The organism is Sphingomonas sp. GW821-FHT12D09 (genome assembly GCF_058807215.1).
Genome location: NZ_JBXAQL010000004.1, coordinates 54,522 through 79,726, shown reverse-complemented (window position 1 = coordinate 79,726; position 25,205 = coordinate 54,522). Strand labels below are relative to the sequence as shown.

The window sequence follows — 25,205 nt, the reverse complement described above, 5'->3', positions numbered from 1 at the left end:
GGTAATGTTTGACCGCAATCGACGGGATGTGAGGCAAGGAAGAGAGGTCTATATCCATTCTCATGACGCACATCCTCTCCCTTCCCGAAGACGCGGCCTGGGCTGCCTTCGAGGCGCGCGACCGCGCCTTTGACGGGCGGCTGATCGTCGCGGTCACCACCACGCGCATCTATTGCAAGCCGACCTGCCCGGCGCGGCGGCCCAAGCGCGAGCATGTCGAATTCTATAACGACGCCGAAGCCGCGCGCGCCGCCGGCTACCGGGCGTGTCTCCGCTGCAAGCCCGACGAAGTCGGCCGCGACCGGATCGCGGTGGCGAAGGCGGTGGCCCTGATCGAGGCGGCGGAGGAGAATGTCTCGCTCGACGCGGTCGCCGCCGCGGTCGGCTATGCCCCGCATCATTTCCATCGGCTGTTCAAGCGCGCCACCGGCGTGACTCCGGCCGCCTATGCCCGCAGCCTCAAGGCGAAGCGCGCCGCCGCGGCGCTCGGCGAAGGCAGCGTTACCGAAGCGATCTACGAGGCCGGCTATTCGGCACCGAGCCGATTCTACGAGACTGCCAATGCCCGGCTGGGCATGAGCCCCAGCGTGTGGAAGCGCGGCGGGGCGGGGGTGCCGATCCGCTGGACGCTGGCCGAGACCAGCCTCGGCCCGCTGCTGATCGCGGCAACCGACAAGGGGCTGTGCCGGGTCGCGTTCGACGAGACTGCGCTGGGCCTGGCCACGCGCTTCCCGGCGGCGGAGATCGTCCAGGGCGGCACGGCGCTGTCTGTGCTGGCAGCGCGAGTGGTCGCCGAAGTCGAGAGCCCCGGGCGCGACACCGATCTGCCGCTCGACGTGCAGGGCACCGCCTTCCAGGAAGCGGTGTGGCAGGCGCTGCGCGAAATCCCGCCGGGCGAAACGCGCAGCTATGCCCAGCTGGCGGCGGCGGCGGGCAGCCCCGGCGCGGTGCGCGCGGCGGGCACCGCCTGCGGCGCCAACCATGTGCCGGTGATCATCCCCTGCCACCGCGCGCTCAGGAGCGACGGCAGCATGGGCGGCTATGCGTACGGCGTTGACCGGAAGAAGATACTGCTCAAGCGCGAGGGCGCGGAGTGATGGCCTATGCGATCCAGGGGCTCGATCCCGCGCCGTTCCGCCACCTCTATGGCCTGTCGGACGCGGCGCTGGCGGCGCAGCAGGTTGTGCGCATGGTAGTGACGGCGAAGCCCGATGCGCCATGCCGGGTCGAGCTGGTCGATGTCGAACCCGGCGAGACGGTGCTGCTGCTCAACCACGAGCACCTGCCGGTCGCCTCTCCCTATCGCAGCGCCCATGCCATCTTCGTGCGCGAAGGCGCCGAGGTGGCGGCGCGGTTCGAGACCCAGGTGCCCGAGCCGCTGGCGATCCGCCTGCTCTCGGTGCGCGCGTTCGATGGCATGGGCATGATGACCGACGCGGACGTTGTCGAAGGCCGCGACCTCGAGCCGCTGATCGCGCGCTTCTTCGAAGACACGGCGGTGGACTATCTCCATGTCCACAATGCGCGGCGCGGCTGCTTCGCGGCGCGGGTGGATCGCTACTGACCCTCTACCGCTATTGCGGGAGAGGGTGGCGAGGCGAAGCCGAGCCGGGTGAGCGTCAGTAAGGGAGGCAAGCGAGATGCTCGCGGCCAGCACACACCCTCATCCTGCTTCCCCCGGCCTTCGCCGGGGTAGGCGTCCCTCTCCCGCAAAGTGGTAGAGGGAGCTACTTCGCCGCCCCCTCCGAAGCCGCGCAGCGATATACCAGCTTCTCGTTATACTCGGGCGGCAGCGCGGCGCGGATCGATTGCTGCTGCGTCGCCAGTTCGGCGCGCTTGGCCTGGTCCGTCGAGCATTCCTTGAGCGGCACGCCCTTCCGCAGCGCGCGTGCCTGCTTCATCTGCTCGGAGGAAAGCAGGTAGCGGGTGTTGGTATAGGTGCCGGTCGCCGGCTCATAGTCGAGCACCGAGACACTGGCTTCCTGATCGGGGACCAGGATGCGCTGCCAATGGGTGGCGCCCTCGGTCTCGGCATATTGGGTGCGGCTGTTGATGCAGCCGTCCTTGCCCACGTCGAGATCGACCGTGTCGGTGGCGGATACGATCACGCGGCTGCGCTCGGGGACCAGCGTGCAGACCAGCTTGCCTTGCGCGGAGGCAGGCGCCGCGCCTTCAGCCGCGGCCTTGGGCACCGCCAGCACCGAAGCCTCGTTGAAGCTCGGCCGGCTGACGAACATCACGATCGCGCCCAGCATCACCACGCCGCCGCCGGCCGCGACCCACACGCCCTCGCGCTGGCGTTCGCGCGACAGCAGCAGCCCGCCGCCGCCCACGGTGAGCGCGCCGAGCACGAGCAGCAGCGCCGCGCCAGCCATGTAGTTCTCGCGTGACGATGCCGCCCGGCTGCGCGCCTGGGCGACCGCGTCCTCGCGTTCGGCCGCGGCCTTTGCGGCGCCGGCGCGGGATTGCTCGTCGGCCTTGGCCTTGGCCTGCTCATCGGCGTTACGCTCGCGCGACATCTGCTCCTCGACGCTGATGCACGGCACGCTGACGCTCGAGAAGCTCTGCTTGGCTTCCTGGAGGAAGGTCGTGAGCTCCGAGCCGGCGATGGCGAAGGCGAAGGTCGAATCGCCCTCGTCATTGTGCGTGATCGCCGAATTGACGCCGAGCACGCGGCCGCAGCGATCGAGCAGCGGCCCGCCCGAATTGCCGCGCGCGATGCTGGCATTGTGCACCAGCACGCTCACGCCGCTCAGCTTGCGGAACCCCGAAAGCCCGCCCTGCGAGCGCACCGGCGATTGCGGCCGGATGAAATCGGCCGCCGATCGCGCGGTGGCGATGTCGACATTGCCGGGGTAGCCGAGCGCGATCAGCGAATCGCCATCGGCGATCTTGCCGCCGAACAGGGTTAGCGGGGGCAGCCGCACGCCGCTGAACTCGATCAGCGCGAGGTCGCGCGTCGTGTCGATCTTGATGACCTTGCCCTGGTACGACTTGTCGCCCTCCGAGGGCACCACGCCGATCGTGACATTGCCCGGGTAGCGCGAGGCGAGCTCGACGACATGCGCGTTGGTGACGACGCGGTTCGGGCCCACCGCGAAGCCGCTGCCATGGCTGAAGTCGATCACTTCGTCGTCGACCACCACGATCGCGACGATGCGCACCACCCCGCGTGCCGAGGCGGAGATGTCGTCGGCATGCGCCGGGCCCGCCCATGCAAGGAGCAGCGCCACCACCAACAGCAACCGACGCATCATCGAACCCGGACCCTTTATATCTGGCCGGCAGCTTTCGGGCAAAAGGCCCGCGGGTTCAAGCGGCTGACGGCGCGGATGCGCCTCAGCTCGCCTTCTTCTTGTTCTTGGCGTCCTCTTCGCGCTTTTTCGCCTTGGCCTCGGCATCGGCGATCACCTTGAGCGCGCCGTCCTTGCCGTCCTTGTCCAGCGCGGTGAGCACGTTCATCGCGATGCTGTCGGGCATCGCATGCGGGCTGTAGGCGATCGCCTCGAAGGCGACGCGGGCGGACTTCACATCGCCCATCTCGAGCAGTTCCTTGCCCGCCATGCCGCGCAGCTCGAGATCGAAGGGCGCGAGCACATAGGCGCCGAGCAGCGCGTTCTGCGCATTGGCGGTCGGCTTCTGCTTGGCGGCCTCGAAGCTCTGGTAGAACAACACCAGCGGCCAGGGATATTCGGTGTCGAGCTTGTTGGCCTTGAGGAAATAGCCGCGGATCGCCTTCCAGCGCTCGGGATTGGTGTCGCCGGCCGCCTTGGCGATCTCCAACTGCGCCATGCCCTTGTACAGCAAGGCGTGGATCGATTTCGGATCCGCCGCCATCGCGCGATCCGCCGCCGCCTCAGCCGCGGCATAGTTCCTGGCATCGAACTCGGCCTCGGCCAGCTCGTTCTGCGCCGCCGCATCGTTTGGATAAGGGGCTGCCAACCGGCGGGCGAGTGCGGCGCACTGGTCCCAGGTCTCGGGATTGACGCCGCTGCTCGACCACATCCGCGCCGGCATCGTCGCCGCTTCGCCCGGCGTCAGCTTGCGCACATTGATCTTGCCGACCGGTATCTGGTCCTTGGTCAGGCGGATCACCGGCAGCGCCTTTTGCACGGCATAGCGATTGAGCTTGTTGTCGAGCGCATCGGGCTCGCCGAACACGCGCGCGGCCTCGGCCGCCTTCCCATCGTTGCTGAGCGTGATGTAGTCGCCCATCTCCTTGGCGTGCCCGCCGAGCAGCGCATAATGGGTGAGCAGCCAGCCACGGCCGTAGAGCACATGCGTCTGCACGTCGTCGAGCTTGCCGGGGTTGAGCATCAGCATCCTGCTCGCCGGGATCTGGCTGGCCTCGAGCATTCCGTATTTACGATATTCGGGCGGGGCGCCGAGCGTCAGCGTGCCGTCCGGCCGGAAAAAGGCGGTGCCGACGAACTCGGCGAAGCCCTCGACGAACCATTTGGCGAAGGCCGCGCTCGGCCAGGACGAGAACATGAAGCTGTGCGCATATTCATGCTGCAGGATGATCTGCGCATTGAGCGGGCCGCTGCTGTGGCGCGGCGCAAACGCCATAGGGCCCGACGCGCGGCCCTGATAATAGCCGGCGATGGAGCGCGAGCCGGAAAGCTTGCGGATCGCATCGACATCGTCTGCCATGAACACGGTGACGCGCAAATTCGGGCTCAGCGGCTTGTCCGGCGTGCCGGTGATCATGCGCAGCGCCCGATCGAACCGTTCCAGCCGCTCGGTGTCCGCGGTCACCTGCTGCGGCGCACCTTCGGAATAGACGATGAAATGCTCCGAGCTGGCTTCGTACCAGTCGTCGGCATGGGCGAGCGACGGCGCGGCCAGGGCGGCAGCGGCGAGCAACAGGCGTTTGAACATGTTCTTTCCCCCGGTATCTGGACGAAGTCTAGAAAGTGCCGGTGCCGCGTCAATCGTCTGCATCGGGCTTGTCGAGCACTGCGATCGCGCCGTCGATGTCCCCGGCGTCGATCTTGCCGAGCAGCAGCGCGGCGAGCTCGGCCAATCCCTTGCCATGCGGCTGATAGGCGAGCGGGGCCAGCAGCGCCCGGGCAGTATCGGCCTTGCGGTCCTTGAGGAACATCGCCGCGACGTTCAGCCGAAGTCCGCTGTCCTGCGGGGCATACATGAACGCGTCATACAGCCCGTCCTTGGCGACTTCAGGCACCGCCACGCCTTGCTCGCCGAAGCTGCGGTAATAGAGGATCAGCGGCTCGGGGTCCTGCGAATCGATGCGGTTGCCGGTGACGATGATCTTGCGGATGCCGCTCCAGGTCTCCTTGCTGAAATCCTTGGCCCTGGTTGCCAGCGCCATGCGGCACATTGCCTTGTAGACATAGCCGTCCACTGCCTTGGGATCGGCCGCGATCGCGCGGTCCGCCGCGGCTTCGGACACGGCATAGTCGCGCGCGTCATAGGCGGCCTCGGCAAGCACCAGCTGCGCGCCGGCATCGTCGGGATAGGGCGCGGCGGCCTTCCTGGCAGCGGCATAGACGGACGGGGCGGCCTTCTGATCGACGCCGTTCTTCGAGCGGATGCGCACGTCCATCGTCGCCGCTTCGCCGGCGGTCAGCTTGCGGATCGTCACGTCGCCCGCCGCCGTGGTCGCCGCACCGATGCGAACGCCCGAGAAGCGGCCCAGCTTGTAGCGTTCCAGCTCGCGGTCCAGCGCTTTCAGGTCGCCGAACGCCGCCGCCGCCTCCTTCACCGATTTTCCGTTGTTGATCGCCATCAGATAGTCGAGCAGCTGGCCTTTGCGCTTGCCGCCGAACTGGAGATAATGGTTGAGCAGCCAGCCGCGCCCATAAAGGCCCTCGCGCTGCTCGTCGGAGAGCTTGAGCGTATCGGCGGTCAGCAGCTTGTCGGCGGGGAGCCAGTTGCCGCTGAGCAGGCTGTAGCCGCGATATTGCGGCGGGTCGCCCACCACCATCGACCCGTCCTTTTCGTAGCGCGTGGTCGCATAGGTCTCGGCAAAGCCCTCGATATACCAGGACGGATAGACTGCGCTTGGGCTCAGGCTCCACATCATGTGATGCGCATATTCGTGGAGTAGGATCTGCTGGGCGCTGAGGTCGCTTATCTCCCCGCCGTCGCTCGAGCTGCTCGGCACGATCGCGAGCGAGCCCCCGGCGCGCGGGTGATAGAAGCCGGCGACGCCGCTGTCCCCGGCCAGCTTGGCGACGACGCTGGTGCTGTAGACGACATAGACGTTGAGCCGGTTCGCCCGGTCGATCGGCTCGTCCTTCGCGCCGCGCAGGGCGCGGACCATCTTGTCGAACCGCTCAAGCTTGGTCGCGAACTCCTTGAGCTTCTCGGGCCGCTGCTCGGAATAGACGATGAAATGGCCGGTGCTGGCTTCGTACCAATCGGCATGCGCCGTCGCCGGCAAGGCGAGCAGCGTCAAGGCCAGCAGCTTGCGCAACATGATGAGATCCCCCCTCTTTCCCGGCGATGCTATCGCGCACGGCGGAGCCGGTACAGGCCCCGATTCCACCGCTTCCGTTCAAACGAAGCTGTAAGGATCCACGTCCACCGCCACGCGCACCTTGGCGCTCCAGGTCAGGCTTCCCAGCCAGTCGCGCAGCACCTGCTGCACGTCGAAGCTGCGCTTGGCATGGACGAGCAGCCGGTAGCGATGCCGCCCGCGCAGCATCGCCAGCGGGGCGGGGGCGGGGCCGTAGACATGCATGTCCTCGCCGATCTCGGGCTTGGTGCGGCCGATCATCCGCGCGGCTTCCTCGGCGGCGGCGCGGTCCTCGCTCGAGACGATGATCGCGGCATAGCGGCCATAGGGCGGTGCATCGGCTTCGCGCCGCGCCTCGGTCTCGGCGGCGTAGAAGCTCTCGGCATCGCCCGAGACCAGCGCCTTCATCACCGGCGCATCGGGCGCGTGCGTCTGGATATAGACCGTGCCCGGCTTTTCGCCGCGCCCGGCGCGCCCCGACACCTGCATGATCTGCTGGAAGGTGCGCTCGGATGCGCGCAGGTCGCCGCCGTCGAGCCCCAGATCCGCATCGATCACGCCGACCAGGGTGAGATTGGGGAAGTGATAGCCCTTGGTGACGAGCTGGGTGCCGACAACGATGTCGATCGCGCCATGCTCCATCCGGCTCACGAACTCGGCGGCCTTGGCGGGCGACCAGAGTGTGTCCGAGGTGACGATGGCGGTGCGGGCATCGGGCCATAGCGCCGCTACTTCATCGGCAATGCGCTCCACACCGGGCCCGCAGGCGACCAGGGTGTCCTCGCTCTTGCACTCGGGGCACATGCTCGGCGCCGGCACGGTATGCCCGCAATGGTGGCAGGACAGGCGCTTGAGCAACCTGTGCTCGACCATCCACGCCGTGCAGTTCGGGCATTGGAAACGGTGGCCGCAATGCCGGCAGAGCGTCAGCGGGGCATAGCCGCGCCGGTTTAGGAACAGCAGCGACTGCTCGCCCTTGGCCAGCGTCTCGTCGATCGCCTTGACCAGAGGGGGCGCCAGCCAGCGGCCGCGCTCGGGCGGTTCCTGGATCAGGTCGATCGGGAGGATCGCGGGCATCTCCGCCGCCCCGTAGCGGCCCGGAAGCTTGAGCTCCTCATAGCGGCCAAGCTCGACCTGGTGGCGCGTCTCGATCGCCGGCGTCGCGGAGGCGAGGATCACAGGACATTCTTCGAACCGCCCGCGCATCACCGCCACGTCGCGCGCATGGTAATGGACGCCGTCTTCCTGCTTGAAGCTGGTCTCGTGTGCCTCGTCGACCACGATCAGGCCCAGATTCGGATAGGGCAGGAACAGCGCCGAGCGCGCGCCTACCGTCACCATCGCCTCGCCGCTGGCGATCGCCCGCCAGGCGCGGCGGCGCTGCGAGGCGCGCAGCCCCGAATGCCAGGCGATCGGCTCGCAGCCGAAGCGCTTCTCGAAACGGGTGAGGAACGGCTCGGTCAGCGCGATCTCAGGGAGCAGCACTAGCGTCTGCTTGCCCGAAGCGATCGCTGCCGCGACCGCCTCGAAATAGACTTCGGTCTTGCCCGAACCCGTCACCCCGTCGAGCAGGAAGGGCTGGAACGCCTCGGCGCCCACCGCCTGGCGCAGGATCGATGCGGCGTCGGCCTGGAGCGGGTTGAGGTGCGGTGGCCCGAAATTGGGATCGGGCATCGGATAGGGCGTGTCGGTATCGACCACCACCGCTTCGATCGCGCCGACCTTCACAAGGCCCCGGATCACTGCGTCCGAGACATCGGCGACCAGCGCCAGTTCGCGTACCAGCCCCTGACGCTCGCCGATTCTTTCAAGAGCCTGCGCGCGCTGCGGCGTCAGCCGCTCGGGCACCACGCCGGTCGCGCGATATTCGGTGATCGTCGGCGCGCTCTCGAACGCTGCCGAGGTGCGCAGCGCCATCGCCAGCACCGCCGAGGGCGGGCTGAGGTAATAGTCCGCCGTCCACTCGACGAGCCGGCGCACCGATGCCGGGATCGGCGGCACGTCGGGCGCGGCCAGGATGTTGCGCAGCCGGTTGTCGCCGATCTCCTCGGTCGGCAGCCGCTCGGCTTCCCAGGCCACGCCGGCGTATTGGCGCGGCCCGATCGGCACGACGACGATCGACCCCGGCGCGACGTGCATGCCGGCAGGCACGCGATAGTCGAGGGGGCCGAGCGCAGGATGCAGGACGAGAATGCGGGCGCGGGACATGAGACGCCCTCATATGGGGTTTTGCGCGCGAAACGGAATCCCCGTATCGCACCACCTCATCGTCATCCCCGCGCAGGTGGGGATCCAGGTCACAAATGGCGTCGCTCCTGGCTCTGGATCCCCGCCTGCGCGGGGATGACGAATAGAGTTCGAGTCTCGAAAGGATCCCTCGATGCTGTTCGCTGCTGCCCTGCTGCTGCTCCAGACTGCCCCCGCCACCCAGACCACTGCGTGCAAGGCGACCGATGCCAGCCTGCCGACGTCGCTGCTCGGCTGGGTAAAGCCCGGCGACGAGTTCGTGCCGGGCAAGGCCGTCGAGCTCGACACGATCGACGGCGCGACGCTCAAGGGGCTGCCGGCCGGCACCAAGCCCGGCAGGGCGGCGATGATCGGATTCAGGATCGCGACGCCCGGCACCTATGGCGTCGCGCTCGATCAGGGCGGCTGGATCGACGTGCTGCCGGGTACCGAGGGTGGCGCGGCGCTCACCTCGGTCAAGCATGGCCATGGCCCCGAATGCTCGTCGATCCGCAAGATCGTCCGCTTCGCGCTGCAGCCCGGCGCCTATCGCCTCTATGTCTCGGGGCTATCGACGCCCAAGGTGAAGGCGATGCTTGTCGCGGGCGAATAGGCTGAGAAGCCAGAGAAGTTATTGGTTTTCTTACGTCATCCCGGCATTGAGCCGGGATCCCGCTTCTTCCTGGACGTCGGAGCAGCGGGACCCTGGGTCGAGCTCGGGTGACAGAAGTAGGATATGAGTCCCAAACCTAGGGCCGCAGCGTCATCCCCAAGGTGAGCGCGTGGTCCATCTGGTCGCGCGCGCCGTTCCGGCCGAAGCGATACTGGTTGAGATAGCCCGTCTCCACGCGCAGCTGGCGGCCGATCGGTACGCCGATGCCGATGGTGTGGCGCACGCGCTCGATGCCGCTGCGCTGGCCCCAGCTGGTATCGTTGATGTTGAGGTAGGTCTCCTGTGTCGCGAACAGGCCCAGCCCGCCACGGGTCAGCGGCGCGTTGAATCGCAACTGCCCGCGCACGCGGTGGCCGATGCCGCGGCCGGAACTGTTGAAGCGCTGCTCGAGCCGGATCCGCGTGGCGAAGCCGGCGCCGAGCGGCACGATGATGTGCTGGCGGGTGCGCTCCTCGTTCGGAAGCGCGCGGCCATCGTTGAAATCCTCGACATGGCGGTAGCCGACACCGACCTCGAGCTTGCCGATCTTCCAGGCGAACAGTCCGCCGATCTCGGTATGCGCCAGGCCCTTGGCGCGGTCGCCGAAGCGGACGATGCTCTCCACCGTCGCCTCTTCATGCTTGCCGACCGGTACGATCCCGCTCGCCTGCAGCCAGAGCTGGTCGTCGGTCCGCTGCGCCAGCGCCGGCGTGGCGGTCAGAAGCAGGGGCAGGGCGAGGATCAGGCGCATCGCGCGCCTAAGCGCATCCTCTTCATTTCGGTGCAAGCTTTAGTTGCGGAGATGAGAACATTGGCGGAACATCGCTGCGACCAACAAGGGGGATGACGATGATACTCACGGCGCTCGCTCTGGCGGCGGCAGTCCAGGACCGCTGCACCACGCTCGACACCCGGCTGCCGCGCCCGCTCGCCGGCTGGATGCGCGACGGCAAGGGGCTCGATACCGGCCATGCAGTGACGCTGCCGGTGCGCGGCAAGGGGATCGAGACGCGTATCACCATCCGCAAGGCGGGCCTTGTCGGCATCGCGATCGACCGGGACGGCTGGATCGACGCCTTCCCCGCCACCGGCACGCGTCCGCTGCGAATGGCATCCCAGAGCAAGGGGCCGCGCTGCTCAACCATCCACAAGATCATCCAGTACCGGATGCGCCCCGGCACCTATCGCGTCACGGTCAGCAGGCTCAAGGCCGACCGGGCAAAGCTGATGCTCACGCACGATTGATCGGCCGCGGCGGCGGATCAGGCGAGCAGCTGCCGAAGCAGCTCGGCATCCAGCCCGGGCTCGCCCGTCGGCGCGATGACGGCGCGGACATGGCCATCGCCGAGCAGTTTCGCCATCGCGTCGGGCACACCGTCGGCCGGCGTGCCATGCGCAAGCGCGATTGCCTCGATATTGCCGGCAAGGTGATCGGCGAGCAGCGGCCAGCGCAGCTCGACCAGGGTCCAGCGCGCGAGCGTGTCGAGCGCGACGGTGCGCCCTTCCAGGAACGCACGCGCCTGGGCCATGCCGACGGCGTTCACCAGCCGCTTCATCGCGCGCGGATTGGGTTCGAGCAGCGATGTGAAGGATTGCAGGCGGTGCTCGAGCTTCTCGGCATTGCGGGCGCGCGTGATCTCGATCGCCGCGGCGGCGCGCAACTGCGGGCGCTCGGCTTCGGGGGCATCGGCAATGATCTGGTTGAGCCCCTCGACGCTGCCGGTTCCTGCGACGCGCCGTGCGGCCGCCTCGGGGGTCAGCCCCGATTCGGGCATGGCGTTGCTGCCGTCGAGCAGATTGGCCCAATAATTTTTGCGGACCTCGCCCGAAAGCGCCGGGAGCGCGGCGGAGATCTGGAACAGCTTGTCGAGGAACAGATAGCCGAGCGGGCGCGCCGGCTCGCCGATCTCGCCGGCGAAATCGGCATATTTCCGGGCGAAGGCCGCGCAGATCCATTTGCGCTCGGCGGCGATGACATAGGTGACGGGCTCGTTGCGCAGCAGCGTCTGTATGCCTTCGATCAACTCGACGACATAGGCGCCGTCGCACCGATCGAGATCGTCGACGAAGATCGCGACCGGGCGGCCGATCGCCTCGACCAGCCGGCAATAGAGGCGGGCGACCGGGGCATAGGGATCGGTCTTGAGCTCGGCATAGGCCTGCGCCGCCTTGGCCGATCCGAAGGAGAGCACTCGGGTGGCGGCGAAGACTGCGGCGCCTGCGGTGATCAGGCCGCTGACCAGCTTCACGGACGAATCGTCGCTGCCGATCGCGCTCACCGCACCGATCGCGACCAGCAGCACGACCAGCGCCACCGGCCCCCAGTCCGCGCGCAGCCGCCATCCCCACCAGATTCGCCACAATTTGCTGTTGGCGCGCACCTCGGGCGCCTTTCGCGCCGCGTCGTACACCGCGCTGATCAGCGACCACCAGGGCGGCCGGATGCGCTGGTGCTTCCACGCGTTGAAATCGACCACCAGCCAGGGCTCGTCGCCGGCGGCGGGCTTCTCGTCCGGCGCGCGTGCAAGCGGCGCCTCGAGTTCGGTGCGCAGGAAATTCAGCACCGAGGATTTGCCATAGCCCCAGGGGCCATGGATGTGCGCCATGAACGCGCCGCGATCGCGCGAGCCGACACTCTCTGCATAGGCGTCGCGCAGCCGGTGGCTCAGCGCCTCGGCAAAGGTCGCGCGGCCGAGCCGATCGACCGCGGCCGGCTGGTCGGAAAGCGTGCGCAGCGATTCGGGGGGTATCTCCGGGGCGCCGGGCGGCAACAGCGAGCGCCAGAAATCGGTGTCCTCCTTCGGCTCGGGCGACTGGCAGATATTGGTGATCAGCAGCGCCTTGAGCTCGTCCGCCTGCGCCGCCGACAGGCCGTCGGGCAGCACCGCGGTCCATGCCTCCTCGCCCAGCTCGATCAGCGCGAACAGCAGGTGGCGCAGGTCGAACTTCTTCCGTCGCACCGAACCGAGCGCCAGTTCGTGCGCGCGCGGGAGGATCCGCTCGCGCATCGAAAGCGAGAAGAGCAGCGCATAGCCCTGCTCCGCGGCCCGCAATGCCTCGCTCCCGGTACTCCCGGCATGGAGGCGCGGGGCGGAAATCCGGTTCTGCCGGTCGAGCCACCGCGTCAGCCACAGCGCCGAGCCGCTGCCGCTCGGCTTGCGGGCATCCCCGGCCGAGGTGATCGCCAGCAGCATCGCATGCTTGTCGAGCACCAGTTCACGCGCCTTGGGATCTATGGTGAGGAAGAAGCGCGCCTCGGTGATCGCCTGGCTCAACCCCGGCGCACGGTCATGCGCATGTTCGGCGAACAGCGTCCGGACCCCTGCGGTCAGGTCGATCTTCCCGGAATTCGGAGGAACCATCGTGTCCATGCCGCACGCCTTTTCGCAATGAGATGTCGATGCGCGGCGGACTCGGCGCTTCCTCCCCGATCCCCGCTGCGCTAGGTGCGGCCCCAGCTCCTTCTAATACAGGTCTTCGATTCCATGAAGTTCTTCGCCGACACCGCCGACACCGCCGATATCCGCGACCTGGCCGACACCGGCCTGCTCGACGGCGTCACCACCAACCCTTCACTGATCCACAAGGCCGGCCGCGACTTCCTCGAAGTGGTCAAGGAGATCTGCGAGATCGTGCCGGGCATGCCGGTCTCGGCCGAAGTCGTCGCGCTCGATTTCGAGGGCATGATGCGTGAGGCTGAGATCGTCCGGAAGGTCGCCGACAATGTCGCGGTCAAGGTGCCGCTGACGATCGACGGCCTCAAGGCGTGCAAGGCGCTCGCCAGCGACGGCACGATGGTCAACGTCACCCTGTGCTTCTCGGCCAACCAGGCGCTGCTCGCCGCCAAGGCCGGCGCGACCTTCATCTCGCCGTTCGTCGGCCGCCACGACGATATCGGCTATCCGGGCATGGACCTGATCGCCGACATCCGCACGATCTACGACAATTACGACTTCGACACCGAGATCCTGGTCGCATCGGTGCGCAACCCGATCCACGTGCTCGAGGCGGCCAAGATCGGCGCCGATGTGATGACCGCCCCGCCGAGTGTTATCCGCCAGCTAGTCAAGCACCCGCTGACCGACGCGGGCATCGCCTCGTTCATGGCCGACTGGGCCAAGACCGGCCAGAAGATCGGGTAATTACCGTCACCCCGGCGGAAGCCGGGGCCCAGGCTCACGGGCGACGTCGGTTGCGACTCTGGATCCCGGCTTTCGCCGGGAGGACGAAGAGAGGTAAGGTGGGAGCGTGAACGAACCCGCGCTCCCGCTCCTCTACGCGCAGCATCTCGCCCGCGACCGGCGGCGCTCGGCGCACACGGTGCGGGCGTACGGCGCCACCGCCGAGCGGCTGGTCGCCTTCCTCCAGGGCCATTGGGGCGGCCCGGTGACAAGCGAGACCCTCGCCAGTATCATCGCCGCCGACCTGCGCGCCTATCTCGCCCATCGCCGCGAGGACGGCCTGTCCAACGCCTCCGCTGCGCGCGAGCTCTCCGCCGTCCGCGGCTTCCTCAAGTTCGCCGTCGGCGACGAAGCCGAATTGCCCCGCCTCAAGGGCCCGCGCGTCAAGAAGGGCGTGCCCCGCCCGATCGCCCCGCACGAAGCCGTCGCACTCGCCGAAACCGTGTCCGAAGAGGCCAGCGAACCCTGGCTCGCCGCGCGCGACTGGGCGGTGCTGCTGCTGCTCTACGGCGCGGGTCTCCGCATCGGCGAAGCGGTCGCGCTCACCGGGGACGTCCTGCCCCTCGGCGAGACGATGCGCGTCACCGGCAAGCGCGCCAAGACGCGCATCGTGCCCCTGCTCCCCCAGGTCCGCGACGCGATCGAGGCCTATGCGAGGCTATGCCCCTTTGGCACCGCCCGCGACTTGCCGCTGTTCCGCGGCGCCAAGGGCGGCCCCATGCCGCCCGGCGTGATCCGCAAGTCCGTCCAGCGCGCCCGCACCGCGCTCGGCCTGTCGGATCGCACTACCCCGCATGCGCTGCGCCACAGCTTCGCCACGCATCTGCTCGGCCGCGGCGCGGACCTGCGCGCGCTGCAGGAGCTGCTCGGCCATGCCAGCCTCAGCTCCACCCAGATCTACACCGCCGTCGATGCCGCGCATCTGCTCGACGTGTACCGGAACGCCCACCCCCGCGCCTGATCTCCATCAGTTACAGCGGCGCAACTATCCGCTAGGATCGCGCCATGCCCTACGACTTCGCCGCCGATATCGCCGCCGTCCAGCGCATCCCCGAGGTCGAGGCGATCCTCGCCGATGTCTGCCACCTGACCGGCATGGGCTTTTCCGCGGTGGCGCGCGTGACCGCCGATCGCTGGATCGCCTGCCAGGTGCTCGACAAGATCGAGTTCGGCCTCACGCCCGGCGACGAGCTCGAGATCAAGACGACGATCTGCGACGAGATCCGCGCGAGCGGGCAGGGCGTCTATATCGATCACGTCACCGCCGATCCGGCCTGGCGCACGCATCACACGCCGGTGCTCTACGGGTTCGAAAGCTATATCTCCTGGCCGATCCAGCGCGCCGACGGCTTTTTCGGCACGCTCTGCGCGATCGATCCGTCGCCGCGCCAGGTGCAGCTGGCGAGCCTCGTCCCGCAGATCGAGGAATATGCCCAGCTGATCGCCACCGAGCTGGAACGGCTCAGCCTCGCGGCTTCCAGGTAAACACCCGCCACAGCCACACCACCACGATCGATGCGAAGAGCGCGATCACCATCGGCGCCACCCAATGCTCGATATCGGCGATCGTCGTGCCGGCCGCATAGCCCAGGCCGACGAGCAAGGTGTTCCACACCGCGCTGCCCGCCGCGGTATAGCCGACGAAGCGCCAGAACGGCATGTGCATCAGCCCGGCCGGCACCGAGATGATCGTGCGGCCGACGGGCATGAAGCGGAAGATCAGCACTGTCGGCCCGCCCCATTTGTCGAAATAGGCCTTGAGCCGCTCGATCTCGTGCCAGTCGACCGTCAGCCAGCGGCCCCAGCGATCGACCATCGGCTTTAGCCGCTGATAGCCCAGCCGCCGGCCGATCTCCCACCAGAAGAGATTGCCCACCACCGTGCCCGCGGTGCCGACGAGCACGAGCAGGGTGAAATCCATGTGCCCGCGCGCCACGGAGATGCCGGCCACGCTCATGATCGCTTCGGACGGGATCGGCGGGACCACATTCTCCAGCACCATCAGCCAGAAGATGCCCCAATATCCCCAGGTAACGGCGTCCCACATAGCCTGGATCCATCAACCCCGCTCGGCGACGCGGCGTTCGATCGCCTGCCAGATGAGGGCGCCGGTATCGGTGCCGTTGAACCGGTCGATCGCGACGATGCCGGTGGGGGAGGTGACGTTGATCTCGGTCAGCCATTCGCCGCCGATCACGTCGATGCCGACGAACAGCAGCCCGCGCTTCTTCAGCTCCGGTCCGAGCAATTCGCAGATCTCCTGCTCGCGTGCAGTCAGCTCGGTCTTGGCAGCACTTCCGCCCACCGCCAGGTTCGATCTTATCTCGCCTTCGCCGGGGATGCGGTTGATCGCGCCGGCCACCTCGCCGTCGACCAGCACGATGCGCTTGTCGCCCGCCGCGACCGAGGGGAGGAAGGCCTGCACCATGTGCGGCTCGCGCCAGGCGGTGTTGAACACTTCGATCAGCGCCGACAGGTTGGCGCCGTCGCTGCCCACCTTGAAGATCGCCTTGCCGCCGTTTCCGTGGAGCGGCTTGATCACGACTTCGCCATGCTCGGCCAGGAAGGCACGCGCCTCGTCCAGGCTGCGCGTCACCAGGGTCGGCGGCATGAACTGCGGATAATCGAGGACGAACACCTTCTCCGGCGCGTTGCGCACGCTGGCCGGGTCGTTGACCACCAGGGTCCTGTCGGCGATGCGCTCGAGCAGGTGCGTTGCGGTGATATAGCCCAGGTCGAACGGCGGATCCTGGCGCATCAGCACGACATCGGCCTCTTCGCCCAGGTCGAGCGCCACCGGATCGCCGAACTTGAAATGATCGCCGACCACGCGCTGCACCGTCACCGGATGCGCCTTGGTCCACACCCGCCCGTCGCGGTAGTTCAGGTCCTCGGCGGCATAGTGGAACAGCCTGTGCCCGCGCGCCTGGGCCGAGAGCATCAGTGCAAAGGTCGAATCGCCGGCGATGTTGATCGCGTCCAACGGGTCCATCTGCACGGCGACGGTGAGCGGCATGAAAACTCCTTCGGAAAACGCTTTAGGTGACTTATTCTACTAAGTCACCCCATCCAGGCGTTTTCGATATGGCGAGGGAGGGTGCGCGGAGCAATGAGGATTACGTCGACGCGGATATCGTCGCCTGGCCCGGCATAGCGCGGCATCAGATATTCCGCCGCGGCGGCGACGCGGGCGAGCCGGGGTTCGTCGATGGCGAAGTCGAGCGCGGCCGCAGTGGCGCGGGTCTTGACCTCGACGAAGGCGACGAGGTTGCCGCGCCGCACAACCAGATCGACTTCGCCGGCGGGGGTGCGGACGCGGGAATCGAGGATTTTCCAGCCCTTGAGCCATAGCCACCAGGCCGCCCGGCGCTCGCCTTCGCGGCCACGCGTTTCCGCAGCGCGGCGATCCGTTGGTCTTTGGGCTCTCACGACTCGCACCTGTGGATAACTTTGGTTACCATGGCCAGACCGAGTCGCACCGGACCGGGTTTAATCGGTGCTTCCGGGGGGTCTGCGCCAATGGAATCGAACGAACGCTATTATCGGCGTCGCGCCGCACAGGAACTCGCAGCCGCAAGGCACGCGTTGACCGAGGCCGCCGCCCTGCGCCGCCGCCAGCTGGCCGAGTCCTATCTCCGGCGGCTTGCGGAGCTGACCGGCGCCGACGAAATGCGCCTGCTCGAGCAGCGATACGCCTGAGGGCTCCGCCCTCCGCTCTATTTCGTCATCCCCGCGCAGGCGGGGATCCAGAGTCCAGAGCGATGCGTGAAGTTACCCTGGATCCCCGCCTGCGCGGGGATGACGGGAAGAGGCATCACTCCTTTCATTCTAGCAAAATAGGATTTCGCCTGCTGGCCTCTTCGGGCCATGCACAGCGCTTCCCCCTTCAGGAAAAATAGGATCCCGCGCGCGCAACCATGTTGCGCGATGCGGCGCATTTCCGGGAAAACAGGGAAAATAGCGCGCCGCGATTCTCGCCATTGGTGTGACTTCAGTGAACTTCCACGCCGCGACTCGGACAGCCCTGTAGGATCAGCTCTTCATCTCCATCGCCCGCGCATAGAGCGCCTTGCGGTCGAGCCCGAGCTTCTTGGCGACTTCGCCCGCTGCCTTGCTCGCCGGCAGCCGGGTCAGCGCTTCGGCCAGTGCGGCATCGGCGTCGTCGGCGCTGGCCGGCTCCGGCGCGCCGGGCGGGGCAACCACCACCACGATCTCGCCCCGCGGCGGCGCCTCGGCATAGCGTTCGGCGAGCTGGGTCAGCGACCCGGTCACGCATTCCTCGAACTTCTTGCTGATCTCGCGCGCCACCGCGGCATCGCGGTCGCCCAGTCCCTCGGCCAGCGCGCTGAGGCAGGCCGAAAGCCGCGGCCCCGATTCGTAGAGCACCAAAGTCGCGCGCACGCCGGCGATCTCGGCGATCGATTCGGCGCGGGCGTGGAGCTTGGAGGGCAGGAAGCCCAGGAACAGGAAGCGGTCGGTCGGCAGCCCGGCCAGCGTCAGCGCCGCGATCGCCGCGCAGGGGCCGGGGATCGTCGTCACCGTATGCCCCGCCGCACGCGCGTCGCGCACCAGCTTGAAGCCGGGATCGGAGATCAGCGGCGTGCCCGCATCTGAGACCAGCGCAATCGCCTCGGTGCCCATCCGTGCCACCAGACCGGGGCGCACCGCATCGGCATTATGGTCGTGATAGGGCATCATCCTGCCCTTGGCGCCGAGGTGGCGAAACAGGTTCGCTGTCACACGGCTGTCTTCAACCGCAACCAGATCGGCGCCCAGGAGTATTTCGCTGGCGCGCGGCGACAGGTCACCGAGATTGCCGATCGGGGTGGCGACGATATAGAGGCCGGGCGTAAGAACAGGTTCCATCGGGGAGAGTAAATGGCAGACGCGACCGTGAATCCGCAACGGGGCATACTGCGCTGGGCCGCTTTGGGCCTCGCCGCACTCCTCGCCGCCTGCGCCAGCGGGCCCCGGGTGATCCCCGAAACGCGCCCCGCCCCCACCGTGGAGGCGCCGCGCGAGCGCCCGTCGACTCGTCCGATCGCGCCGGGCCTGCCCCAGGATCTGGAGCGCCACCGCGTCGCCCTGCTCGTGCCGCTGACGGGCCCGAACGCCGGCGTCGGCAAATCGCTGTCCAACGCGACTCAGCTGGCGATCCTCGACACGAGGTCGGACGTGCTGCGCATCACCACCTATGATACCGGCGGTGCCGGCGGCGCGGCCGCAGCCGCGCGCCAGGCGATCGCCGAGGGCAACAAGCTGATCCTCGGCCCGCTGCTTTCGGAAGAAGCCCGCGAAGTCGCGCCGATCGCCCGCTCCGCGCGCGTGCCGGTGCTGAGCTTCTCGAACGACACCAGCGTGGCCGGCAACGGCACCTATCTGCTCGGCTATTCGCCGGCCCAGTCGATCGAGCGCGTCGTCGATTATGCCCGCACCCAGGGCGTCACCAACTTCGTCGGGCTGATGGTCTCGGGCGTCTATGGCGAGCGTGCCTCCACCACTTTCCTGCGCGCCGTCGAGGATCAGGGCGGCAAGGTGCTGGCGATGGAGACCTATGACGGCCGCCCCGGCTCGATGACCAATGCGGTCACCAAGCTGTCGCGCACGCCCTATCAGGCGATCCTCATCGCCGGCTCGGGCTCGAGCGGCGTGATCGCGGCGCCGATCATCCGCAAGTCGGCGGGCGGCAAGACCGCGCGCATCCTCGGCACCGAGCTGTGGAACACCGATTCGGCGATCGGCTCGAACGCGGTGCTCAGCGGCGCCTGGTTCGCCAGCGTGCCCGACAATTACTACCGCACCTATGCCACCAAGTACCGCACCCGCTTCGGCGCGGCGCCGTACCGGATGTCGACGCTCGGCTATGACGCGGTGCTGCTCACCGTGCGCATCGCCCGCGACTGGCGCCCGGGCGACGCCTTCCCCGAGAGCCGGCTGACCGCGCCGGACGGCTTTGGCGGCCTCGACGGCTCGTTCCGGTTCCGCCGCGACGGCATCGCCGAGCGTGCGCTGGAGGTGCAGGAAGTGAAGGGGGGGACGACGGTGACGGTGTCGCCGGCGCCCAACGGCTTCGGGAATTGAGTTAGGCGATCACCAGCTCGCGCAGGATCGCCTCCAGCACGGGCATGCCGACATCGGTGACGGTGAGGCGGGTTCCCTCCCGCTTCACCAGTCCCTGGGCCTCCATCACCGCCAGCGTCTGGGCGTTGAGGGGAGCGTCGGGGATGCGCGCCAGGTCGACGCCCTCGGCCAGGCGCAGGCCCATCAGCAGCGCCTCGACGCCGCGGTCATGGGCCAGGAGCGGGTCCTCGCGCTCGATGCCGTGCCCGTTGCGCTCGATCGCCGTGAGCCAGTTCTCGGGCTTTTTGCGACGCAGGGTGGCCACGCCACCCCGCCGCCCATGCGCACCGGGCCCGACGCCGGCATAGTCGCCATAGCGCCAATAGGTCAGGTTGTGCCGGCTCTCGGCGCCGGGGCGGGCATGGTTGGATATCTCATAGGCCGGCAGCCCGGCTGCGGCGGTGATCGCGCGGGTCGCCTCGAACAGGTCGGCCGCCGCGTCGGGATCGAAGGCGGCGAGTTCACCCTTCTCGAACAAGGTGGCGAAGCGCGTGCCGGGCTCGATGGTGAGCTGGTAGAGCGAGAGGTGCTCGGTGCCGAAGGAGAGCGCGCGGCGCAGCTCGGCTTCCCAATCGGCCAGGCTCTGCTCCGGCCGGGCATAGATCAGGTCGAAGCTGACGCGCTGGAATGCCCGCTGGGCAGTGTCGAGCGCCGCCAGCCCCTCGTCCACGCCGTGCGCCCGGCCCAGGAAGCGCAGCGCGTCGTCGTCGAGTGCCTGCAGGCCCAGCGACACCCGGTTGACGCCCGCCGCGGCGATATCGGCGAAGCGCGCGGCCTCGACCGAGGAAGGATTGGCCTCCAGCGTGATCTCGATGCCGGGCTCGAAGCCCCAATGCCGTTCCGCCGCCTCGATCACCGCGGCGACCGTCTCGGGCGGCATCAGCGAAGGCGTGCCGCCGCCGAAGAAGATCGAGCCGAGCCGGCGCCCGGGCAGCGCCTCGGCCTCATGTGCCAGATCGGCAAGCATCGCGGTGCGCCATGCGACCTGGTCCACGCTCTCGCGGACATGGCTGTTGAAGTCGCAATAGGGGCATTTCGACACGCAGAACGGCCAGTGCACATAGAGTGCCAAGGGGGCGGTGTCGGTTGTCATATGCCTGGTGCAGGTGGAGCGGGTAACACGGATCATCTGCAACACATATGGTCATGGCTGCGCGCAAGCAGAATAGCCCGGCTGGTAATTGCGCGGCTATGGACGATGATCAAAGCCGATTATTCTAGGCAGGCACTATTTTTCGAAGGACTTCACCGCAAAGAAGCCGATTAGGCCCGCGATGAAGGCGCCGAGTAACGTTTCAAGAGTCCATCTTGCTAGCTCAACAGGCTCTGTCGATCGCGTGAAGAGGATGAATATGCTCATTCCCAGCGCGAAAAGTATAAGCAGAAATCCCACGGCAAACATGAGGATGGTCAAGGTCTGACGTACGTCTTCCCAGCGCTCATTGCGGTTTACATTGCGAGCTCTGCGAGCGCGCTCCAGCTTAACCTCGAAGTTCTGATCCAAGTAATTAATCTCTTCGATGCCAGGCGAGCGCTTGCCCTTTCGCCACCTTGAGACGACGACGGCAGGTTCGGAACGGGCAATCCGATCTTCGCTAGCGTCGTCGTCCATGGCTTTTCCTCAAATAGTAGAAACGATGTGTCCAACCACTTCTTCATCTTCGTTGGTCAGGGCTAAGCTTAGCCCCTTTTTCCTGGCACTGATGGCCACGTTGAGCAGAGCGACGGCGTGTCGAATGAGTTCGGTCTTCGAAAGACCCGTTGTCTTTGACATCGCATTCAGTGCGTCATTCTGCATTGGCGGCAGCGTTAGAGAAAAGCGCTGAAGCGTACTCGCTTCGGCGGCCTCGGGCTTGGCCTCTACGGGATCCGCAATATCCGACATGATGGATTTTCCCGTCTAGTTGGCGATGTGCGTCGTCATGTCCGGTCCCGGTATCCCGACACCACCACTTGCCGGCCCGGAGCCCATGAGAGGTAGGATCTTGATGACTGATGCGTCCTTCGACATCACCGCCATTTCCTTTATTGTTGCCGCGTGGGCGATAAGCTCGCGATGGCACTGTCCAGATTTCGTCGCAGCCGCATCGAGTGCGGGATTGGAGAGCGAGGCGCGCGAGATTTCACAGCGAGGCCCGATCAGCGAGATTTTAAATCTCCGGTACACACCAGCTTTTTCAAACATCGGTAATCTCCCTCTTAGGGTGCGAGCGTTCGACGGTTAACATATCATTAATACACCAGAGTGCAACATCAAATACACCAATCTGGTGTTGCCTATGCGCTATCGCTGGTGTATGTACCGTTAACAGCTAGGGTTGGTACGAGATTCACTGTCTGTCAGTTCGGCTTCGAAGAGAGGGCGCTGTATGTGTGATCGGTGTGAGATGCACGGGGGCGCCGATATTGGCGGGTTTCTGTGCGATTGGGTCACAGGCTCTCAGGATGTCGCCGAGGCGAGCCTCTTGTCAGGCGCCGTGAAGACACCGCTGTCGGACCGCCCGGTGCCCAGGAATTCACCCGTTGTGCTAATGCCTCGAAATGGTGCAATCGAAGCTTATCGAGACGAAGCCCGAAGTGTTACGCACTGTACCCTCGACAAAGGGGAGCGGGGAGCTTTGCAACAGAAGGACGCCGATGCGATCATCGGCGGGCAGTTTCAATTTGTGCCCGTTTACGATGATTTTGGACGCCTGGATGGCTTGGAGCGAGAGTTCGCCTGGTCCCTGTTCCATATCGCCTATGGAATTGATGATCCGCGCACCAATTTGGTGCAGCGGTATGTCGCTGAATGTGGCGCAAAGCGCTTCGAGGTCGTGCGACTTAAGTATTTTGGTGATGCGCGAATGGCGCTCGTATCCGAAGGCTTTGGTATCCCGTTCGTGATCGACTTTTCTTTCAGATATATTGGCTCGAGCCGGCTGGAGATGCCGATGTTCGAGGATTGCCTGTCGATGTTCGGGATCGACGACTAACTCAAATGGCCAGCTCGAGCTGCGGGCGCCGACTTGCCTACGCCGGCCGATGGGCTTCCCCCGATTCATTTGAAAGGTGGAGCGGGTAACACGAATCAGGCGTTATCACATGTATTCGCGGCGGTGCCCGTAGCAGAGGTGTGGGGGGTTAGCCCGCCTTTTTTCGACTCGGGCGGGCGCCAGTTGGCGCGGCAACGGGAGAGGCCAGCCCAAGCAGCTGGTCGATACGTCCCTCGACGGTGATGGTCACGCCGCGGCGCGCAGGCGAAACGATAATCTTGCCGATCAAACTGCGGAACCGGGGCACGGCGTCGGCCTGGGCGTGCGGATCCGCGAGCAGCTGCTCGAGTCCTTCGATCTCGGCGCGATATTGCTCGGCCAGGTTCGGCAAGAGCGCCACGACGGGCGGTCCCTCTATCTCGCTCAATCGCCGCTGCGCATCGTCGCGATCGGCGCGCGCGGCCGACAACGCGGTGCGGATCTCGGGGAAGGAACCCTCCTCGGCTATAGCCTCGACGAAGCGGTCGATCTTGCGGTTCAGCTGGGCGAGCTTCCGTTCGAGTTCGGCGCGATCGCGACCGGCATTGGCCACGCGGCGCGCGCGCTCCTCCTGATAGGCGCGCAGATAGGCCGCGATCAGGTCCGGATTGAGGAGCTTGTGCTTGAGCTGTGCCAGCACCCGCTTCTCGTACTGACGATGCGAGATCGTGGCGCCGTTGCTGCAGACGCCTTGACGCTCCTGCCCGCAGCCCCATGCGTTCGGCCGCGACTTCACCCAGCCACCGCCGCAGACCGAGCAGACGCCTAGGCCGGAAAGAAGGTATTTCGACCGGCGATAGGTTTCGGGCCGGGTGCGTGCCGTCTCTTCGGCCTTGGTCGAAAGCATTGCCTGGACGCTGGCGAATAGTTCGGCATCGACAATGCGCAGATGCTCGACCGGCTCAACCGTCCATGTGTCGGGAGCGTTCGGTCGGATGATGTGCTTTCGCGTCGTCGGATGGACGATCTTCGTGGTGCGGCCGACCACCAGCTCGCCGTTGTAGAGGCGATTGCGGAGGACACCGTTATGACGCTTGGGGTCGCCGTGGATCACGCCGGCGCGCCAAGTGCCGCCTCGAGGCCCGGGAATCTTCTCAGCATTCAGGGCGCTGGCGATAGCGAGGGCGCTCTTGCCGGCTGCGCTTTCCTCGAAAATGCGGCGGACGATGGCGGCCTGATCGTCATCGATCCTGCGCAGGCCACGCACCGCCTGCCCGCGCTCGTCGAGCCGATTGTCCTGTCGATAGCCGTAGGCGATGCCCGCCGGCGCGCGCTGTTCGCGAACGATCTCGCGCTGCCCTCGGCGGACATTGTGCGCGAGATCCTTGCGCTGCTGCTGGTCGACGAAGCTGGTGATCAGCCCGCGGATATCGTCGATCTCGCCGATCGACAGAGTGAATAGTCGGGCGCCGTGATGGTTGAGCAGGCGCCGAATATTGAGCCCGTCCACTTCGTCGCGTGCAATGCGGCTCGTGGAATCGGAAAGCACCTGGTCGATGCCTCCGGCGGAAACGCGAGAGAGCAGCGCCGCCATGCCGGGGCGCTGCTCTTCGCTGATGCCGGCGGCGCCGCTGGTCTCGTAGTCGGTGAAGACTTCGACGATCGGCCAGCCTTCACGCTCGGCGCGCGCGCGGCAGTCGGCGATCTGCGCGTCGATCGACCGCGCATTCTGCCTGTCCGAGCTGTAGCGAGCGTAAATTACCGTCTTCATGGGGACCGTCATTGGCCGCGGCTTGGCGGCCGAGCTGGGCGTCATAGTCTCGATTCGCCGCGGCGCGTGCAAGTGCCTCGACAAAAGCGATCAGATCGGGAGGGTGTGGCCGGTCCTTCATGCGGCCTCCCTGTCTGTTTCCGCCACTGCGGCGCGAATGCGAGCGACGGCGGTTTCGAAGTACCGCGGGTCTAGCTCGATCCCGGTGAAGCGCTTGCCGGCGCGGACCGCCGCGACGCCGGTCGAGCCGGTGCCCATGAAAGGATCGCACACCGAATCGCCGGCGAGGTTCGCCATGATGCTCGACATCAGCGCGTCCGGCTTTGTCGTCGGATGATCGAACCGCGCGGCGCCTCGAGGGGTCGAGATCCGGCGGACACGGTGCTTCTCGACCAGGTCGCCTTCGGGATGGAAGCCGCGATGCCATGCGTGCAGGTAGAATTCGCAGTCGGCGCGATAGTGCTTGTTTGCGATCGGCTGCGGGTTCGTCTTCTGCCAGACGCAAAGAGCGTGCCGGTGGAAATTCCCCTTCGCATAGGCGAGCAGCTCGGCGAGCTGGTCGTTGTGCGCGAACACAACGGCCGCTCCGCAGAGCAGCGGGTTGATGATCGAGGCGTCGAAGCCGCGGTGGAGGCCTTCCCGCTCGATGCGCTGCATCTGGCCGCGCGCCTTGCGATAGTGCCCGCCGCCGCTTGCCCGGAACCGATAGGGCGGGTCCATGCAATCGGCGTCGTGATAGCCAAGCAGCGGGCGCAGCTCGTAGGCGTTGCCCAGGTGGAGCGTCGCCGTGCCGATGGTGACGACTGTCATCGGCCGA

The 25,205-nt window shown here is 66.7% G+C and carries 26 protein-coding genes; 10 read left to right on the top strand and 16 right to left on the bottom strand.

The window, feature by feature from the left end; all coding sequences use genetic code 11:
• The first annotated feature begins 62 nt into the window (after positions 1-62).
• Together ada and AC1RPL_RS17565 are read left to right on the top strand one after the other, a co-directional pair.
• A complete protein-coding gene (ada, locus tag AC1RPL_RS17570) occupies positions 63-1,097 on the top strand; it encodes a bifunctional DNA-binding transcriptional regulator/O6-methylguanine-DNA methyltransferase Ada (RefSeq protein ID WP_493071130.1) in 1,035 nt (344 codons plus the stop codon).
• The gene (locus tag AC1RPL_RS17565; protein WP_493071129.1) at positions 1,097-1,564 is read left to right on the top strand and encodes a DUF1203 domain-containing protein; all 468 of its coding nucleotides are present in this window, start codon (positions 1,097-1,099) and stop codon (positions 1,562-1,564) included. The genes ada and AC1RPL_RS17565 overlap by 1 nt, the downstream gene beginning before the upstream one ends.
• A 163-nt stretch (positions 1,565-1,727) precedes the next feature.
• Here the strand turns inward: AC1RPL_RS17565 and AC1RPL_RS17560 are convergent, their stop codons facing one another.
• The 4 genes from AC1RPL_RS17560 to AC1RPL_RS17545 all read right to left on the bottom strand — a co-directional run bounded on the left by AC1RPL_RS17560 (position 1,728) and on the right by AC1RPL_RS17545 (position 8,692).
• Positions 1,728-3,257 carry a S1C family serine protease gene (locus AC1RPL_RS17560; RefSeq protein WP_493071127.1) on the bottom strand — a complete coding sequence of 510 codons (1,530 nt, stop codon included), beginning with the start codon at positions 3,255-3,257 and terminating at the stop codon, positions 1,728-1,730.
• An 82-nt stretch (positions 3,258-3,339) separates the two neighbouring features.
• On the bottom strand, positions 3,340-4,881 hold the full coding sequence (locus AC1RPL_RS17555) for a hypothetical protein (protein ID WP_493071125.1): 1,542 nt from the start codon (positions 4,879-4,881) through the stop codon (positions 3,340-3,342).
• A gap of 49 nt (positions 4,882-4,930) precedes the next feature.
• Entirely contained in the window at positions 4,931-6,445 is a 1,515-nt protein-coding gene (locus tag AC1RPL_RS17550; protein ID WP_493071123.1) for a hypothetical protein, read from the bottom strand.
• A gap of 78 nt (positions 6,446-6,523) precedes the next feature.
• On the bottom strand, positions 6,524-8,692 hold the full coding sequence (locus AC1RPL_RS17545) for a primosomal protein N' (protein WP_493071121.1): 2,169 nt from the start codon (positions 8,690-8,692) through the stop codon (positions 6,524-6,526).
• 172 nt (positions 8,693-8,864) lie between these two features.
• Between AC1RPL_RS17545 and AC1RPL_RS17540 the strand changes: the two genes are divergently transcribed.
• Positions 8,865-9,323 carry a hypothetical protein gene (locus AC1RPL_RS17540; RefSeq protein ID WP_493071119.1) on the top strand — a complete coding sequence of 153 codons (459 nt, stop codon included), beginning with the start codon at positions 8,865-8,867 and terminating at the stop codon, positions 9,321-9,323.
• 136 nt (positions 9,324-9,459) lie between these two features.
• On the opposite strand, the gene AC1RPL_RS17535 is transcribed toward AC1RPL_RS17540, so the two are convergent.
• Positions 9,460-10,113 carry a DUF2490 domain-containing protein gene (locus AC1RPL_RS17535; RefSeq protein ID WP_493071117.1) on the bottom strand — a complete coding sequence of 218 codons (654 nt, stop codon included), beginning with the start codon at positions 10,111-10,113 and terminating at the stop codon, positions 9,460-9,462.
• A 98-nt stretch (positions 10,114-10,211) separates the two neighbouring features.
• Between AC1RPL_RS17535 and AC1RPL_RS17530 the strand changes: the two genes are divergently transcribed.
• Positions 10,212-10,607 (top strand): hypothetical protein, encoded by a 396-nt coding sequence (locus AC1RPL_RS17530; RefSeq protein WP_493071116.1) that lies wholly within the window; start codon positions 10,212-10,214, stop codon positions 10,605-10,607.
• 17 nt (positions 10,608-10,624) lie between these two features.
• Here the strand turns inward: AC1RPL_RS17530 and AC1RPL_RS17525 are convergent, their stop codons facing one another.
• The gene (locus AC1RPL_RS17525) at positions 10,625-12,733 is read right to left on the bottom strand and encodes a KAP family P-loop NTPase fold protein (RefSeq protein ID WP_493071114.1); all 2,109 of its coding nucleotides are present in this window, start codon (positions 12,731-12,733) and stop codon (positions 10,625-10,627) included.
• Positions 12,734-12,847: 114 nt separating this feature from the next.
• On the opposite strand from AC1RPL_RS17525, the gene fsa reads away from it, so the two are divergent.
• The 3 genes from fsa to AC1RPL_RS17510 all read left to right on the top strand — a co-directional run bounded on the left by fsa (position 12,848) and on the right by AC1RPL_RS17510 (position 15,028).
• Positions 12,848-13,504 carry a fructose-6-phosphate aldolase gene (fsa, locus tag AC1RPL_RS17520; RefSeq protein ID WP_493071113.1) on the top strand — a complete coding sequence of 219 codons (657 nt, stop codon included), beginning with the start codon at positions 12,848-12,850 and terminating at the stop codon, positions 13,502-13,504.
• Positions 13,505-13,610: 106 nt separating this feature from the next.
• Entirely contained in the window at positions 13,611-14,504 is an 894-nt protein-coding gene (locus AC1RPL_RS17515; RefSeq protein WP_493071111.1) for a tyrosine recombinase XerC, read from the top strand.
• 44 nt (positions 14,505-14,548) lie between these two features.
• The gene (locus tag AC1RPL_RS17510) at positions 14,549-15,028 is read left to right on the top strand and encodes a GAF domain-containing protein (protein WP_493071109.1); all 480 of its coding nucleotides are present in this window, start codon (positions 14,549-14,551) and stop codon (positions 15,026-15,028) included.
• Here AC1RPL_RS17510 and AC1RPL_RS17505 read toward each other — a convergent pair.
• The 3 genes from AC1RPL_RS17505 to AC1RPL_RS17495 are packed head-to-tail and all read right to left on the bottom strand — an operon-like array spanning position 15,006 to position 16,972.
• Positions 15,006-15,590: a DedA family protein gene (locus AC1RPL_RS17505; RefSeq protein ID WP_493071107.1), complete on the bottom strand. Its 585-nt coding sequence runs from the start codon at positions 15,588-15,590 to the stop codon at positions 15,006-15,008. The two genes, AC1RPL_RS17510 and AC1RPL_RS17505, sit on opposite strands and share 23 nt — an antisense overlap.
• 12 nt (positions 15,591-15,602) lie before the next feature.
• Complete coding sequence (gene gshB / locus AC1RPL_RS17500) at positions 15,603-16,559, bottom strand: glutathione synthase (protein WP_493071105.1); 957 nt, start codon at positions 16,557-16,559, stop codon at positions 15,603-15,605.
• Positions 16,560-16,603: 44 nt separating this feature from the next.
• Positions 16,604-16,972: a YraN family protein gene (locus tag AC1RPL_RS17495; protein ID WP_493071104.1), complete on the bottom strand. Its 369-nt coding sequence runs from the start codon at positions 16,970-16,972 to the stop codon at positions 16,604-16,606.
• A 90-nt stretch (positions 16,973-17,062) separates the two neighbouring features.
• On the opposite strand from AC1RPL_RS17495, the gene AC1RPL_RS17490 reads away from it, so the two are divergent.
• Positions 17,063-17,242 carry a hypothetical protein gene (locus AC1RPL_RS17490; RefSeq protein WP_493071103.1) on the top strand — a complete coding sequence of 60 codons (180 nt, stop codon included), beginning with the start codon at positions 17,063-17,065 and terminating at the stop codon, positions 17,240-17,242.
• Positions 17,243-17,575: 333 nt separating this feature from the next.
• Here the strand turns inward: AC1RPL_RS17490 and rsmI are convergent, their stop codons facing one another.
• Positions 17,576-18,409 carry a 16S rRNA (cytidine(1402)-2'-O)-methyltransferase gene (gene rsmI / locus AC1RPL_RS17485; RefSeq protein WP_493071101.1) on the bottom strand — a complete coding sequence of 278 codons (834 nt, stop codon included), beginning with the start codon at positions 18,407-18,409 and terminating at the stop codon, positions 17,576-17,578.
• Positions 18,410-18,421: 12 nt separating this feature from the next.
• Here rsmI and AC1RPL_RS17480 point away from each other — a divergent pair, with 12 nt between their 5' ends.
• The gene (locus tag AC1RPL_RS17480) at positions 18,422-19,624 is read left to right on the top strand and encodes a penicillin-binding protein activator (protein WP_493071099.1); all 1,203 of its coding nucleotides are present in this window, start codon (positions 18,422-18,424) and stop codon (positions 19,622-19,624) included.
• Position 19,625: 1 nt separating this feature from the next.
• On the opposite strand, the gene hemW is transcribed toward AC1RPL_RS17480, so the two are convergent.
• The 4 genes from hemW to AC1RPL_RS17460 form a co-directional block, all read right to left on the bottom strand.
• Positions 19,626-20,756 carry a radical SAM family heme chaperone HemW gene (hemW, locus tag AC1RPL_RS17475; protein ID WP_493071098.1) on the bottom strand — a complete coding sequence of 377 codons (1,131 nt, stop codon included), beginning with the start codon at positions 20,754-20,756 and terminating at the stop codon, positions 19,626-19,628.
• Between the two features lie 135 nt (positions 20,757-20,891).
• Positions 20,892-21,275, bottom strand: a complete 384-nt coding sequence (locus AC1RPL_RS17470; protein WP_493071096.1) for a hypothetical protein — start codon at positions 21,273-21,275, stop codon at positions 20,892-20,894.
• Positions 21,276-21,284: 9 nt separating this feature from the next.
• Entirely contained in the window at positions 21,285-21,548 is a 264-nt protein-coding gene (locus AC1RPL_RS17465; protein ID WP_493071094.1) for a ribbon-helix-helix domain-containing protein, read from the bottom strand.
• Positions 21,549-21,563: 15 nt separating this feature from the next.
• Positions 21,564-21,848, bottom strand: coding sequence for a hypothetical protein (locus AC1RPL_RS17460; RefSeq protein ID WP_493071092.1), 285 nt, complete (start codon positions 21,846-21,848; stop codon positions 21,564-21,566).
• Between the two features lie 292 nt (positions 21,849-22,140).
• Here AC1RPL_RS17460 and AC1RPL_RS17455 point away from each other — a divergent pair, with 292 nt between their 5' ends.
• Complete coding sequence (locus tag AC1RPL_RS17455) at positions 22,141-22,638, top strand: hypothetical protein (protein WP_493071090.1); 498 nt, start codon at positions 22,141-22,143, stop codon at positions 22,636-22,638.
• Between the two features lie 148 nt (positions 22,639-22,786).
• Here the strand turns inward: AC1RPL_RS17455 and AC1RPL_RS17450 are convergent, their stop codons facing one another.
• Positions 22,787-24,388: a recombinase family protein gene (locus AC1RPL_RS17450; RefSeq protein WP_493071088.1), complete on the bottom strand. Its 1,602-nt coding sequence runs from the start codon at positions 24,386-24,388 to the stop codon at positions 22,787-22,789.
• 117 nt (positions 24,389-24,505) lie between these two features.
• On the bottom strand, positions 24,506-25,198 hold the full coding sequence (locus tag AC1RPL_RS17445) for a DNA methyltransferase (protein WP_493071086.1): 693 nt from the start codon (positions 25,196-25,198) through the stop codon (positions 24,506-24,508).
• Between the last annotated feature and the right edge of the window lie 7 nt (positions 25,199-25,205).